The 14,117-nt window shown below is 69.7% G+C and carries 16 protein-coding genes; 13 read left to right on the plus strand and 3 right to left on the minus strand.

Annotated elements, in window-relative coordinates:
• Positions 1-138: 138 nt before the first annotated feature.
• Complete coding sequence (locus EHO50_RS22445) at positions 139-699, plus strand: HAD domain-containing protein (RefSeq protein ID WP_128432807.1); 561 nt, start codon at positions 139-141, stop codon at positions 697-699.
• 88 nt (positions 700-787) lie between these two features.
• The gene (locus EHO50_RS22450) at positions 788-1,303 is read left to right on the plus strand and encodes a hypothetical protein (protein ID WP_128432810.1); all 516 of its coding nucleotides are present in this window, start codon (positions 788-790) and stop codon (positions 1,301-1,303) included.
• A 22-nt stretch (positions 1,304-1,325) separates the two neighbouring features.
• On the opposite strand, the gene EHO50_RS22455 is transcribed toward EHO50_RS22450, so the two are convergent.
• Positions 1,326-2,723 (minus strand): purine-cytosine permease family protein, encoded by a 1,398-nt coding sequence (locus tag EHO50_RS22455; RefSeq protein WP_128432812.1) that lies wholly within the window; start codon positions 2,721-2,723, stop codon positions 1,326-1,328.
• Between the two features lie 81 nt (positions 2,724-2,804).
• Complete coding sequence (locus EHO50_RS22460) at positions 2,805-3,128, minus strand: PLD nuclease N-terminal domain-containing protein (RefSeq protein WP_128432814.1); 324 nt, start codon at positions 3,126-3,128, stop codon at positions 2,805-2,807.
• Positions 3,129-3,216: 88 nt separating this feature from the next.
• Between EHO50_RS22460 and EHO50_RS22465 the strand changes: the two genes are divergently transcribed.
• From EHO50_RS22465 to EHO50_RS22475, 3 genes are read left to right on the plus strand one after another with little or no spacing between them, the layout of a single operon-like run.
• Positions 3,217-4,674, plus strand: coding sequence for a menaquinone biosynthesis decarboxylase (locus tag EHO50_RS22465; protein ID WP_128432816.1), 1,458 nt, complete (start codon positions 3,217-3,219; stop codon positions 4,672-4,674).
• On the plus strand, positions 4,671-5,573 hold the full coding sequence (mqnP, locus tag EHO50_RS22470) for a menaquinone biosynthesis prenyltransferase MqnP (RefSeq protein ID WP_128432819.1): 903 nt from the start codon (positions 4,671-4,673) through the stop codon (positions 5,571-5,573). Before EHO50_RS22465 ends, mqnP begins: the two co-directional genes overlap by 4 nt.
• Positions 5,574-5,587: 14 nt before the next feature.
• Positions 5,588-6,145 carry a Uma2 family endonuclease gene (locus EHO50_RS22475; protein WP_128432821.1) on the plus strand — a complete coding sequence of 186 codons (558 nt, stop codon included), beginning with the start codon at positions 5,588-5,590 and terminating at the stop codon, positions 6,143-6,145.
• On the opposite strand, the gene EHO50_RS22480 is transcribed toward EHO50_RS22475, so the two are convergent.
• Entirely contained in the window at positions 6,123-6,737 is a 615-nt protein-coding gene (locus tag EHO50_RS22480; RefSeq protein WP_128432824.1) for a rhomboid family intramembrane serine protease, read from the minus strand. The two genes, EHO50_RS22475 and EHO50_RS22480, sit on opposite strands and share 23 nt — an antisense overlap.
• Positions 6,738-6,828: 91 nt before the next feature.
• Between EHO50_RS22480 and EHO50_RS22485 the strand changes: the two genes are divergently transcribed.
• From EHO50_RS22485 to EHO50_RS22520, 8 genes are all read left to right on the plus strand, one after another.
• Positions 6,829-7,515: a UbiX family flavin prenyltransferase gene (locus tag EHO50_RS22485; RefSeq protein ID WP_128432827.1), complete on the plus strand. Its 687-nt coding sequence runs from the start codon at positions 6,829-6,831 to the stop codon at positions 7,513-7,515.
• 77 nt (positions 7,516-7,592) lie between these two features.
• Positions 7,593-8,048, plus strand: a complete 456-nt coding sequence (locus EHO50_RS22490) for an Lrp/AsnC family transcriptional regulator (protein ID WP_128432830.1) — start codon at positions 7,593-7,595, stop codon at positions 8,046-8,048.
• An 82-nt stretch (positions 8,049-8,130) separates the two neighbouring features.
• A complete protein-coding gene (gene mqnE / locus EHO50_RS22495) occupies positions 8,131-9,294 on the plus strand; it encodes an aminofutalosine synthase MqnE (RefSeq protein ID WP_128432833.1) in 1,164 nt (387 codons plus the stop codon).
• 33 nt (positions 9,295-9,327) lie between these two features.
• The gene (locus EHO50_RS22500; RefSeq protein WP_128432836.1) at positions 9,328-9,987 is read left to right on the plus strand and encodes a UdgX family uracil-DNA binding protein; all 660 of its coding nucleotides are present in this window, start codon (positions 9,328-9,330) and stop codon (positions 9,985-9,987) included.
• 16 nt (positions 9,988-10,003) lie between these two features.
• Positions 10,004-10,528: a GNAT family N-acetyltransferase gene (locus tag EHO50_RS22505; RefSeq protein WP_128432839.1), complete on the plus strand. Its 525-nt coding sequence runs from the start codon at positions 10,004-10,006 to the stop codon at positions 10,526-10,528.
• Between the two features lie 97 nt (positions 10,529-10,625).
• Positions 10,626-10,937, plus strand: coding sequence for a DUF4229 domain-containing protein (locus EHO50_RS22510; RefSeq protein WP_128432842.1), 312 nt, complete (start codon positions 10,626-10,628; stop codon positions 10,935-10,937).
• A 191-nt stretch (positions 10,938-11,128) separates the two neighbouring features.
• Positions 11,129-12,772 (plus strand): SPFH domain-containing protein, encoded by a 1,644-nt coding sequence (locus EHO50_RS22515; RefSeq protein WP_128432844.1) that lies wholly within the window; start codon positions 11,129-11,131, stop codon positions 12,770-12,772.
• Positions 12,769-14,112, plus strand: a complete 1,344-nt coding sequence (locus tag EHO50_RS22520; protein ID WP_128432847.1) for an SPFH domain-containing protein — start codon at positions 12,769-12,771, stop codon at positions 14,110-14,112. The genes EHO50_RS22515 and EHO50_RS22520 overlap by 4 nt, the downstream gene beginning before the upstream one ends.
• The last annotated feature ends 5 nt before the right edge of the window (positions 14,113-14,117 follow it).

Consider the following 14,117-nt stretch of genomic DNA (forward strand, 5'->3'; position numbering starts at 1 on the left):
GCTGTGCTTCACCGTGCCAAAATTCGCCGCGAGTTGTCCAGACGTCCGGGTGCTGCGCCGGGGTAAAAGAGGAGGCCTGCGCCACGGTGCCGGAGCTACGCTCGCCGCGAGGCCCCTCACGCCGAGAGGAGCGACTCTGTGTCCCGCCCCCTGCTCTACCTCGACGTCGACGGTCCACTGAACCCGTATGCCGCGAAGCCCGAACGCCGTCCCGACGGCTACTCGACCCACCGTATGAAGCCCCAGGGCTGGATGGCCCAGCACGGCGACACGCCACCGCACCGGGTGAGGCCGCTGAGGGTGTGGCTCAACGCCGACCACGGCCGTCGGCTCCTGGAACTGGGCGAGCTGTACGACCTGGTGTGGGCGACCACGTGGGGTGCGGAGGCGAACACCTTCATCTCGCCGGTCCTCGGTCTGCCGGAACTGGCCGTGGTGCGGTGGCCCACGATGCACGACGCGGGGCCGGACAGCACGTTCTGGAAGACCCGCCATCTCGTCGCGCACGCCCAGGGCAGGCCGTTCGCCTGGGTCGACGACGAACTCGACGCCGCCGACCGGGGCTTCGTCGCCGCGCACCACGAAGGCCCGGCGCTGCTGCACCGCGTGGACGCGCGGCTCGGCCTGTGCGATGCGGACTTCGCCGCCCTCGAAGCGTTCGCGCGCGCCCTGCGTTCACCGGCGTCCGAGCCGCGCTGACCCGGTAATTCGGTGGTGCGGCGGTGGGGGGTGGGTGTTGGGTGACGTAGCCCGGTGGGCGCGAGGAACGCCGGGGTTGGGGGGCTTGATGGTGGGAGTGGAGTGGGCTTGGCGGATTGCCGAGTTGCGGCAGCGAGGCGGTGCGCTGGCGGCCTTCGTGGCCGCGTGCTGCGATGACCGTGAACGGGCCATGGAGGCGCGGGAGTTGGCGGATCGACTCCTCGCTTCAGCCTCCGTCGACCTCGATGCGGCCGAGGACACCGTCCGGACGCTGACCGAGTGGGCGGCCGACCTCGCGGAGCACCCGTACCGCCCCCGCGCCCCTCGCCCCGACGAGGCCGACCGCCTGACACGCGACCACCTCAAGGACGTCCTGCGCGACCACCTTCCGACCGAGGCCATCGACTGGAGGTCGGGGACCAAGCTCTCCCTGGACGTCTACTTCTTCGCCCTGCGCAGAGTGCGGGGGCTGTGCGCACAGACGCGCGAGGACGTCTTCTACACCTACGGCCGCGGCACGATGGCCCTCGACCTCGGCCACCGCGCGGCCGCACAGCGTGAGGTGCTGCGGCTGCGGGAGCTGCGCGACTTGTACGCCGCGTAGTCCCCCCTCCTCGCCGCCCGGGTCAAGACCCCGGAGCGGCCGCCCGCCTCCGCAACACCGCGTACAGCCCCGCGCTCACCGCGAACCCCACCAGGCACGTCACGTCCCCGAACTGCGGCCACCGCTCCGGCACCCACCCCACGTACTTCTCCTGGTTGGAGAAGAGCGGGACGGACACGGCGATACCGGCCAACAGTGCTGTCAGGCCCGGCCAGTTGGTGTACGACCGGTTCCCGAGCCGTGCCGCCAGCTCCTCGTGCGGCGTACGGGACCGGAGTCGGCGCTCGACCAGCACCACGCCCAGCCACGGCCCCACCCAGTAGGCGATCACCAGCAAAAACGCCTCGTAGGCGTGCCCCGCGTCCGCCAGCGACGCCCACGCCGCCGCCGTACCGGCGATCCCGCACAGCACGACGATCGCGCTGCGGCCGAGCCATGCCGGCAGCTTCAGGCCCAGGGCGGTGATCGACATGGCGGAGGAGTAGACGTTCAGGGCGTTCGCCGAGATCGCACCCAGGATGATCGCCAGCAAGACCAAGTCGCCGAGCCGGCCCGGGAGATGGCCGGTGAAGGCCGCCGTCGGGGTCGCGCCCTGCGGAGCCGCGATCGTCGCCGACGCCGCGCCGATCACCGCCACCACGGCGATCGACACGAACAGGCCTACGGCGGGGTACACCGCGGTTTTCACGCGGCTTGCCGTACGCGGGAGGTAACGCGAGTAGTCCGACGCGCCCGGGTTCCAGCCCGCCGCGTACCCCCATGCCGCGCTGAACGCCAGCAGGAAGCCGCCGACGCCGCCGCCCGTGCCGCCACCCGCCAGGTCCGCCTCCTTGAAGGTCCAGGCGCCGGCCAGTAGGAAGACCACCGCGAGCGCCGGCAACGCGTACTTCTCGAAGGCGTGCACGAAGTTGTGGCCGATGAAGCCGATCACGATCTCGGCGACGACCACCAGCAAGAGGGAAGGGAGCGGACGCAGGCCCGTCAGCGTGTTGAGCGCGAAAGCCGCGCTCACACTGTTCACGGCGAACCAGCCGACACCGGCGACCAGCGCGTTCACCCCCGACGGCAGCACATTGCCCCGGTAGCCGAACGCGAAGCGGCCGATCGCCATCTGCGGGACGCCGAACCGCGGCCCGTCCAGCGACAGGATCCCGTGCGTCACCGCGCCCAGCGCCGTGCCCAGCAGCAGTGCCGCCGTCGCCTGCCAAAAGCTCAGGCCGAAGAAGAGGACCGAGATCACGCCGATGTAGACGGTCGCGAACTCGATGTTCGGGGAGGCCCATGTCCACAGCAACTGGAGCGGGCCGCCGTGGCGTTCGGCGTCGGGGATGGGTTCCGAGCCCGCCGCCTCGACGGCGATGACCTTGTCGCCGTACTCGGGAGCGATCGTGCCGGCCGGCCCGGCGGGAGCAGTCGTCATGCGAGCCAAGTGTCCGGCCCGGGCCCGCCCCGGCCCAGGGGCGCATTGTCCGCATCTGGAGGCTCAGCGGCGTACAGCCTGTCAGGGCTCGTCGCGCTTCGGCCCGTCGTCCTTCTTGCCGTCGTCCTCGTCCAGCGACTTCAGGAACTCCGGGTTGTCGTCGGGCGCGACCCACTGCTGGCGCCGACGCTGGTCCCGTACGCCGGACCAGCCCTCGGCGGCCGGGCTGCGCTTCTTGCCCGCGATCAGCCAGGAGATCGAGCCGACGAGCGGGAACAGCAGGACGAGGATCGCCCACAGCGGCTTGGGCATGTGGCGGATGTCGTCCTCCTTCGTGCTGATGCAGTCGATGAACGCGTACACGCTCAGCGCCAGTGGCACGAGGAACATCAGCACCCGGAGCATGGGTCCTCTCCAGCGAAACGGTCGTCGGGTCCGGGGGCACGGCCCCCGGGTTCAGGGTCAGGGTAGCCGCTCGGGGATACTTGACCCCATGGCTTACGACGATCTTCGTTCCCTGCTCAGGGCGCTGGAACGTGAAGGCGACCTCAAGCGCGTCAAGGCTGAGGTCGATCCGTATCTGGAGGTCGGGGAGATCGTCGACCGCGTGCAGAAGTCCGGCGGTCCCGCGCTGCTCTTCGAGAACGTGAAGGGGTCCTCGATGCCCCTCGCGATGAACGTCTTCGGGACCGACCGGCGGCTGCTCAAGGCCCTGGGCCTGAAGTCGTACGGCGACATCTCCGACAAGATCGGCGGGCTGCTCAAGCCCGAACTGCCGCACGGCTTCGTCGGGGTCCGCGAGGCCTTCGGGAAGCTCGGCGCGATGACGCACGTACCGCCGAAGAAGGTGAAGTCGGACAGCGCGCCGGTGCAGGAGGTCGTGCTGCACGGGGACGAGGTGGATCTGGACCGTCTCCCCGCCTTGTTCACCTGGCCCAAGGACGGCGGCTCCTTCTTCAACCTCGGGCTCACCCACACCAAGGACCCGGAGTCCGGCGTACGGAACCTGGGCCTGTACCGCCTCCAGCGCCACGACAAGCGCACCATCGGCATGCACTGGCAGATCCACAAGGACAGCCGGAACCACTACCAGGTGGCGGCGAGGAGGGGAGAGCGGCTGCCGGTCGCCATCGCCTTCGGCTGTCCGCCCGCCGTCACTTACGCCTCCACCGCGCCGCTGCCCGGTGACATCGACGAGTACCTGTTCGCCGGGTTCGTCGCGGGCAAGCGGATCGAGATGGTGGACTGCAAGACGGTGCCGTTGCAGGTGCCGGCGCAGGCGGAGGTCGTGCTGGAGGGGTGGCTGGAGCCGGGGGAGATGCTGCCGGAGGGCCCCTTCGGCGACCACACGGGCTTCTACACCCCCCAGGAGCCCTTCCCCGCCCTCAAGATCGACTGCGTGACGATGCGGCGGCGGCCACTGCTCCAGTCGATCGTCGTAGGCCGCCCTCCGACGGAGGACGGACCCCTGGGCCGGGCGACGGAACGCTTCTTCCTCCCCCTCCTGAAGATCATCGTCCCGGACATCGTGGACTACCACCTGCCGGAGGCCGGGGGCTTCCACAACTGCGCGATCGTCTCGATCGACAAGAAGTACCCCAAGCACGCCCAGAAGACGATGCATGCGATCTGGGGCGCCCACATGATGTCCCTGACGAAGCTGATCGTGGTCGTCGACTCCGACTGCGACGTCCACGACCTGCACGAGGTCGCCTGGCGGGCGCTCGGCAACACCGACTACGCCCGTGACCTCACGGTCGTCGAGGGCCCCGTCGACCATCTCGACCACGCCTCCTACCAGCAGTTCTGGGGCGGCAAGGCGGGGATCGACGCGACGAAGAAGTGGCCCGAGGAGGGCTACACCCGTGACGGCGGCTGGCCCGACATGGTGGAGTCCGACCCACAGACGGCGGCGAAGGTCGACCGCCGCTGGAAGGAGTACGGACTGTGAGCAGCGCCTCCGCCGCGATTCCGCAGCCAGGACGCACGAAGGCGTTCCTCCGCCTCGTCATGATCGAGCACTCGGTGTTCGCGCTGCCCTTCGCGTACATCGCCGCGCTCACCGCGATGTTCCAGTGGGACAAGAACATCCACTGGGGCCGGCTGCTCCTGGTGACGATCTGCATGGTGGGCCTGCGGACCTTCGCCATGGCGGTGAACCGGATCATCGACCGCGAGATCGACGCGCGCAACCCGCGGACCGCCCACCGCGAGCTGGTGACCGGCGCGATGTCGGTCCGTCATGCCTGGACGGGCGCCCTCATCGCCCTGGTGATCTTCCTGGGCTCGGCGGCCCTGCTGAACCCCCTGTGTCTGGCCCTGGCCCCCATCGCGGTGATCCCGATGGTGGTCTACCCCTACGGCAAACGGTTCACGAACTTCCCCCAGGCGATCCTGGGCCTCGCCCAGGCGATGGGCCCGGTGGGCGGCTGGCTGGCCATCACCGGCACCTGGTCCTGGGACGCCGTGATCCTCGGTCTCGCCGTCGGCATCTGGATCGGCGGCTTCGATCTGATCTACGCCTGCCAGGACGTCGAGGCCGACCGCGAGACCGGCGTCATGTCGGTCCCGGCCCGCTTCGGCATCCCGGCGGCGATCTGGGCAGCGCGCGCCTGCCATGCGATCACGACGGCCCTGTTCGTCTGGTACGCCCTCGCCACGGACGCGGGCGCGTTCTTCTGGCTGGGCCTGCTGATCGTGGCCGGCGCGTTCGTGTACGAGCACTCGATCGTCCGCCCGCACGACCTGTCCCGCCTGAACAGGGCGTTCTTCAGCGTCAACGGGTTCATCGGGATTGCCCTGTTCGGGTGTGCGCTGCTGGATCTTCTGGTTCGGGGTCTGACGGTCTGAATACGGTGCGGGCCATGAACCGTCTGCACTCGCAGCTCGCCCGGTTCGAGGACGCGTTCCCCGGCTTTCGGACCGAGATCGTCGAGGGCAGCGTGATGGCGAGCCCCGTCACACCGCATCACGGAGCGACGATCCAACGGCTCTGGAGCGCCCTCGAACCGCAGCTCGGACCGCGGTGGGGTGTGACGAGCGATGTCGTCTTCCCGTTCGACGAGGAGAACGAGTTCTGCCCCGACCTGGCCGTCATTCCGGCATCGGAGGTGGCGAGGAACGAGATCGCGTACGCACCCGACCTCATCGAGCTGGTCGTCGAGGTCGTCTCGCGCGGCAGCATCCGCCGTGACTACGAGGTCAAACCCCGCCGGTACGCCTCGCGTGGCATTGCCAACTACCTGATCTTCGACCCGCTGAAGGGCCACTGCGTCACGATGTGGAACCCCGGCCCCGACGGCTACCGCGGCCGCGACACCATCCCCTACGGCCCCGACCTCACCGTCGACTCCCCGCTCGGCAAGCTGACCGTCCCCACCGCCAACCTCCCCGTCGACCCTAAAGCGCGCCCCCGGCCCTGAGCGCCGGCCCGGCCGCCCGGCGCCGCAGCACGAACGCCGCCGCCACCCCCGCCACCAGCCCCACCAGATGGCCCTGCCAGCTGACGCCGGACTGGGTCGGGGCGAGGCCCGCCAGTATGGAGCCGCCCCATATCGCGGCCAGCAGCAGGCCGGCCACGACACCCAGTGGCCGCCGCTCCACGAAACCGCTGATCAGCAGGAAGCCGAAGAGGCCGAAGATCAGGCCGGAGGCGCCCGCGGTATTGGTGTGCGCCGGGGATATGAGCCACACACCCAGACCGTCGGCCACGATGATCAGCGCACAGGCCGCGAGGAACCGGCGCAGCCCGCCGAGGGCCGCGAGGAAGCCCATGACCAGCAGTGGAACACTGTTGGCGGCCACATGGGCGAAGCCGAAGTGGACGAAGGCGGCGGGCACGACGTCGATCAGCTCGGCGGGCTCGCGCGGGACGATGCCGAAGCGGTCCAGCGCGTGGCCGCTCGCCACGTCGACCACTTCCACCAGCCACAGCAGCACGACCCAGCCCACCATCAGCTTGGCCGCGGCCCTCGCCCGGTCGCCCCGGGACCACTCCGGCTGTGTGTGTGACATGGCACCCCCCGTCACTCGCTCGTCCCCTCCGGGGAACGCCCGACCACCCTTGACCGGTTCCCACCCTGCGACGCCGGATAGGCTCGGGGGTGTGAACCCAGTCAAGCCAGGAGAGACGCGGCGTACGCCTTGGATCGTAGGGGTCTCCGGCGCCTCCGGCACGCCCTATGCCGCCTCGGTGCTGCGCGCGCTGCTCGCCGCCGGGGAGAGCGTCGACCTCGTCGTGTCCCGGGCCTCGCGGCTCACCCTGCTCGACGAGACCGGGATCTCCTTCCGGGACGCCCACTGGCAGGACGACCTGCGGGAGTGGCTGGAGCGCGGGGCCGACGGCAAGCCGGGCACCTTCGAGGTGGACATCGACGGGGTACGGCACTGGAGTGCCGGGGACCTCGCGGCGGGGCCGTCCTCGGGGTCGTACCCGGTGAAAGGGATGCTCATCGTTCCGGCCTCCACGGCCTGTGTCGCCGGAGTCGCGCTGGGGCTGTCCAAGGACCTGCTGCAGCGGGCCGCGAGCGTGACGCTCAAGGAGCGCCGGCCGCTGGTCGTGGCCGTGCGGGAGACCCCGCTGAACGGCCAGACGCTGCGGCACCTGGTGTCCCTGGACGAAGCGGGCGCCAGCGTCGTACCGGCCTCGCCCGCCTTCTACGCGGGGGCGACGCACATCCAGGACCTGGTGGACTTCGTCGCCGGACGAGTCCTCGACGCGGCGGGCGTCGAGCACGGCCTCTACCGCCGCTGGCAGGGCGAGATCGGCGGCGGCTCCCGCCCTCCCGCCTGAGCGGCACGCACCACGCACCACCCATCTCAGGAACACCCAGAACTCTCACCCCTCTTCAGTGGAAGGCTTCGAATCGCATGGACGCGGTGGACAGGCAGCTCATCCAGGCCCTGAGGGAGAACGGCCGGGCCTCCTACGCGGAGCTGGGACGCCTCGTCGGCCTGTCGGGACCCAGCGTCACCGACCGCATCAACCGGCTGGAGGCGGCCGGCGTCATCACCGGCTACCGCGCCACCGTCGACTCCGCCTCGCTCGGCCTCGGCGTCACCGCCCTGATCGGCATCTCGCTCTCCGACGCCACCGACCACGAGGACGTGGCCAACCGCCTGCGGGACCTGGGCGAGATCGAGGACTGCTGGTTCATCGCGGGCGACGACTCGTACATGCTCAAGGTGCGCGCGGCCGACGTGGACGGGCTGGAGAAGATCATCCGGCGGCTCAGCGGAACCGAGGGCGTGTCCCGGACCCGTACGACGATCGTGCTCTCCACGAAGTGGGAGAACCGGGTCGGAGAGCTGCCCGAAGAGGCGTAGGCCCGGAGGGCCGTATGGGGGCACCTCCCGCCCGAAGGGTGGGGGCGTACGGTTGGACAGGTCGTCGGAGAAAGGTGTGGGCATGGACGTCGGGCTCAAGCGCGAGCTGGAGGAGAAGGTCAGGGCCGGTGAACGGCTGACCAGTGAGGACGGCATCGCGCTGTACGAGTCGGACGACCTGGCGTGGCTCGGCGGGCTCGCGCACGAGGTGCGCACGCGCAAGAACGGCGACGTCGTGCACTTCAACGTCAACCGGCACCTCAACATGACCAACGTCTGCACGGCCTCCTGCGCGTACTGCTCGTTCCAGCGCAAGCCGGGCGAGAAGGACGCGTACACGATGCGCATCGAGGAGGCCGTCAAGCTCGCCAAGGCGATGGAGTCGGACAACCTCACCGAGCTCCACATCGTCAACGGCCTGCACCCGAACCTGCCGTGGCGCTACTACCCGCGTTCGCTGCGCGAGCTGAAGGCCGCCCTCCCGAACGTCTCCCTGAAGGCCTTCACGGCCACGGAGATCCACCACTTCGAGACGATCAGCGGTCTGTCGGCCTCCGAGATCCTCGACGAGCTGATCGACGCGGGCCTGGAGTCCCTCACCGGCGGCGGCGCGGAGATCTTCGACTGGGAGGTCCGCCAGCACATCGTGGACCACCGCACCCACTGGGAGGACTGGTCCCGGATCCACCGCCTGGCGCACGAGAAGGGTCTGAAGACCCCGTGCACCATGCTGTACGGCCACATCGAGGAGCCGCGGCACAGGGTGGACCACGTCCTGCGCCTGCGCGAGCTGCAGGACGAGACGAACGGCTTCCAGGTCTTCATCCCGCTGCGCTACCAGCACGACTTCGTCGACATGAAGGACGGCAAGGTACGCAACCGCCTCCAGGCCAGGACCCAGATGGCGACCGGCGCCGAGGCCCTGAAGACCTTCGCGGTCTCGCGGCTGCTCTTCGACAACGTCCCGCACGTCAAGGTCTTCTGGGTCATGCACGGCGTCCAGACCGCGCAGCTGGCCCTCCAGCACGGCGCCGACGACATGGACGGCTCGGTCGTCGAGTACAAGATCACGCACGACGCGGACAACTACGGCACGCCGAACAAGCTGACCCGCGAGGATCTGCTGGACCTGATCCGGGACGCCGGGTTCCGCCCGGTGGAGCGGAACACGCGGTACGAGATCATCAGGGAGTACGACGGCCCGGACCCGCTGCGTCGCGAGTCCCCGCAGCCGATGCGGGTGTGATTTCCGGGGGCGGGGCCGTGGTACTCGTCCGCCATGGTGAGCACAAAGGCTCCTGAGGACGCCTATACCGCCGAACCCTTCCTCCCTGACCGCGGCGGTCTCCCCGCCCTCCGTCGTGCCGCCGCCGAATGCAGGGGCTGCCCCCTGCACCGGGACGCCACCCAGACCGTGTTCGGCGCCGGAGACAGGACCGCCCGCGTCATGCTCGTCGGAGAACAACCCGGCGACCAGGAGGACCGCCAGGGCAAACCCTTCGTCGGCCCCGCGGGCAGGCTCCTGGACCGTGCCCTGGAGGAAGCCGGCATCGACCCGGCGGACGCGTACGTCACCAACGCCGTCAAGCACTTCAAGTTCACGCAGGCCGAGCCCCGCAAGCGCCGCATCCACAAGGCGCCCACCCTGCGCGAGATGACCGCGTGCGGACCTTGGCTGGCCGCCGAACTGGCCGTCGTGGAGCCCGAGTTGATCGTGCTCCTGGGGGCGAGCGCGGGCAAGGCGCTGCTCGGCTCGTCGTTCCGGGTCGGCGAGGTGCGCGGGGCGCTGCTGGAGCGGGAGATCCACGGCCGGCAGGAGAAACTGGTGGCGACGGTGCATCCGTCGTCGGTGCTGCGGGCACAGGACGACGCGGACCGGAAGGCGGCGTACGAGGGGCTGGTCTCGGATCTGAAAGTGGCGGCGCGGGCGTTGTCGTAATGGTTACGATGTCTTGGTGTCCCTTACTTTCACACTCGACCCCGCTGTCACGCCCGCCCTCCGCGACGGCATCCTCGACCTGTGGACCGACGTCTCCAACGCGGGTGGCGCCGTCGGCTTCGTGCCGCCCGTGACACGGGAGGCGATCCGGCCGGAGGTGGTGCGCTACTTCGCGCAGATGGCGGAGGGGCGCACCCGGCTGCTGGTCGGGCACGACGACACGGGCGAGGTGGCCGCGACGGCCTTCTTCACCTTCAACACGCACCGGCTGATGACGCACTGGGCATGGCTGTACACGGTGATGGTGCACCCCTGGCACCAGGGCAAGGGCTACGGTCGCGACCTGCTGACGGCCGCCGAGCGGGCCGCCCGCACCATCGACGGCATCGAGGCGATCCGGCTCACCTGCCGGGGCGGCCTGGGTCTGGAACGCTTCTACGGCTCCTGCGGCTACAAGGAGGTCGGCCGGATACCGGGCGCCATCCGCGTCGCACCGGGCGAGGACCGCGACGACGTGATCATGTTGCTGCCGCTCGTCTGACCCACTGCTGCCCCGCTGCTGACCCCCCTGCAAGATCGTCGGTGCTGCGTGCTTCACTGGGCAGTGGCCCTTTTTGGAATCGGAAGAGTGGATTGAGATGCTCCGCTACACACTGATGCGCCTCGGAATCTTCGTGGGCTGCCTCGTGGTCGTCTGGGGTCTCGTCTACTCCGGCCTCGCCCCGCGCGGTCTCGGCGACTCCAACGGCATGTGGATCATCCTGCTCGCCCTGCTGATCTCGGCCCCCATCAGCTTCGTCGTCCTGCGCAAGGAGCGCGACCGCGCCTCCGTCCAGATCGTCCAGAAGGTCGACCGGGTGAAGGCCAACCTGGAGTCCAACCGCAGCCAGGAGGACGACGTGGTCGACGAGGCGGCTCGGGCACAGGGCCAGGCTTCTTCCCAGGCCTAGTAGGGCCGCCGTACGGTCTCTCCGACCCGACAGCGATACCGATGGGTAACTGATACCGATGGGTAACTGTGCGGGTCGCCCCCTTACCTTTGTCCGGATCATGATGTGGGATGACTGGAACCACATCGGGGTGACCGGTGTATCAGCAGTAGGACCCGCATCCAACGGGCAAGGGAACACAAGGGGGAACCGTGGCACGAGCGCGCGCCAAGCAGGGCGCACGACGCGTGGCCGAGGCCGTCGCATCCGGCACCGACCCGCGGACGGCCGCGCAGGAGGAACTGCAGCGGCAGATCGGCGGACGCGGGACACGCACCGACGGCGGCGAGGGGTACGACGCGCAGGGCCAGGGCATCGACCCGGCCGACTTCCCGGCCGCCCGCGAACAGGGTGGCTCCACCGCCACCGTCATGCGGCAGAAGACGGTGCCGCTGGACGAGGCCGGGGAGGCGCTCGGCCGTAGCGAGCAGGTGCGCGAGGGCGCCGAGATGGTGCACGCCATCTGCCCGATGGTGATCCCCAAGGGCCGCTCGATCTTCTCCATGCTGCCGGTGCTGATGCTCTTCGTGCTGAGCGTGGTGGGCGCGGCCATCGTGGGGGCGTCCGGTGCCGACGTGCTGACCAACCCGCTGTTCGGCGTGCACTCCTGGCTCATCTCCTTGCTCGCCGTCGCCTTCGTGTGGTGGCGCCAGGGCATGGTCATGGTGCCGGACGGCTGCCAGGCGATGATCACTCGCTTCGGCAAGCTGGAGAAGGTCGTCGGCCCGGGCCGGATCGTGCTGCTGAGCCCGTGGAAGCGGGTGTCGTACATCGTCAACACCACGATCGAGTACCCGTTCAACGCCCCGGTGCGCGAGGCACCGACCAAGGGCGGAGTGAAGGCGTCGATCGACCTGTTCATCCAGTTCCGGATCAGCGACCCGACCGAGTTCGTCTACACGCTGGGCGCGGTCCGCGGCTTCGAGGAGAAGCTGAGCAACGCGGTGAGCGAGACGATCCGCACCCTCGTCTACGAACAGGAAGCCGCCGGGATCTACGACATGGTCGGCGAGGACACCGGCCGCCTTCTGGACCTGCTCAACCAGCAGTTCCGCCCGGCCGTCGAGCTGACCAACGCCAACATCACCCACGCCGAACCCTCCGACCAGCGCTACCGCATGGACCTGGCGGCGCCCGAGATGGTGCGAGTGGCCAAGGAGGCGTACACGCATGAGTACGCGCTCCAGCTCCGCAAGGAGCAGGACGAGGGCGACCTCACCCGCGAACTCGCCTCCAGCCACGAGACTCTCTCCGCGATCCAGGCCGACATCGCCCAGTACCAGGCGCAGATGGACACCGCCGTGGAGCGCGAGACTAACCGCGCCGAGGCGCTCGCCCGGCAGCGTTACGTCCAGGCCGAGTCGGAGGCCAAGGCCAACGCGGCCCTCCTGGAGGCGCAGGCCCTCGACATCCGCGCGGTGACCGCGGCGGAGGCGCCCGAGATCCTGGAGTACCGCTACCAGCAGCAGGTGCTGGACACCCTGGAGCAGGTCGCCGACCATCTGCCGCGCCTGGTGCGCATCGGCGGCACGGCGGACGCGGGGATCGACTTCCTGGAGCTGGCCCGCGAGCTGATCGGCGAGCGTGGCACGGAGCTGTTCACCGAGGAGGACACGGCCGCCGTGCGGGCACGTCTCGCCGAGGTGTCCGAGCGGATCGCCGCGCGCGAGGCGGAGATCGGTGCGCTGCTGGCGGCCGACCGGCCGACGGTGCCGCAGGTGCCCAACCAGCCCGAATCGACCGACAGCTCCGACAGCTCCATCAGCTCTGACGTCTCCGAGGAGGCCGACCAGTGAGCACCGCCCGTTCCTCCCACCGCCGGTCGGTCATCTCCGAGAAGGTCGCCCCCTGGAGCGACATCGCGCGACTGCTGCGCGGCGGCGAGGCCGACACCCTGATCCCGGTCATCATCCCCCGCCACCGGCGCCGTCTGTGGTGGATGCTGCCGCTGTGGCTCGGCGTCTACGCCCTGCTCATGGGCGTGATGCTGTCCCTGCAAGAGGCGGACGCCGAGTCGGCCGCCGGGGACCTCGCCTACGGCGCCCTCGCCACCCTCTCCTACGTCGGCGGCGTTGTGCTGCTGCTGATCGGCGCGCTGTGGTGGTGGCGCTCCTCGATCGTCGAGATCGAGCAGGGCACCAACGGCGTGCTGACCCGCTACGGCGCTGTCGTCCGCACCCTGGACGCCGGCCGCCACTACCTGTGGCACCCGTGGTCCCGGGTCGACTTCGTCGTCGACACGGCCACCGAAATCCCGTACTCCGCGCCGGTGATGGCCTGCCCGACGCAGGAGAACGTGCCGCTGCGCTCGATCGAGTTCTTCCTGAAGTTCCGCATCACCGACGCCGTGTTGTTCGTCCGCACCATCGGCGCGGGCAACTTCGACCTGGTGCTCTCCAGTGCCGTACAGGACGCGATCCGGCAGCGGGCGCGGAAGATGCGCACGGAGCGGGCGTACGACCTGCGCGGCTCCGACGTGGCCGACATGCAGGAACTGCTCAACCGCCAGCTCTCCGGCTACGGCGTGCGCATCACCGGCTCCAACATCCCGGACGTGCAGCTGCCGACGCAGTACCAGCAGCACCTGGCCACCCGGGAGCGGGTCGCCAAGGAACGCACGGCGTACGACCAGGAGTGGGGGCTCATCCGCAAGCGCCGCATCGACCAGCTGGGCATGGACATCGAGCGTGCCAAGAAGGTGCGGGACGCCCGGATCGTCGAGGTCAAGGCCGCGCTGAACCGGGCCCGCGAGGAGGTCGCCCAGCTGCTGGAGCAGCAGGAGACCAACGCCCAGCGGGTGCGGTTCGAGATCGAGACGCGGGGCCGCAGCGGTCTGATCGCCGCCGAGAACGAGGCCCGCGCCCAGCGCGCCCTGGCCACGGCCTACCGCGACAACCGCGCCGTCCTGCAGTACGAACTCGCCCGTCGCCGCCTGGAGGTGGGCGCGAAGCTCGCCGGCAAGGCCCCGCAGCCGGTGGTCGTACGGACCGACGGCACGAGCGCCGACACCTCGGCCCTGTCCACCCTCATCACCGCGCAGCTGCTGCCCCGGCTGACGGCCCTGCCGTCGGTCGACGGGCGGCAGTGGGCCAATCAGTTGGCGCGGTTCCAGGACGACGGGAGTGGCGAGGAGTAGGACAG

Origin of the sequence: Streptomyces cyaneus (genome assembly GCF_004028635.1) — a bacterium.
GTDB lineage: Bacteria > Actinomycetota > Actinomycetes > Streptomycetales > Streptomycetaceae > Streptomyces > Streptomyces cyaneus.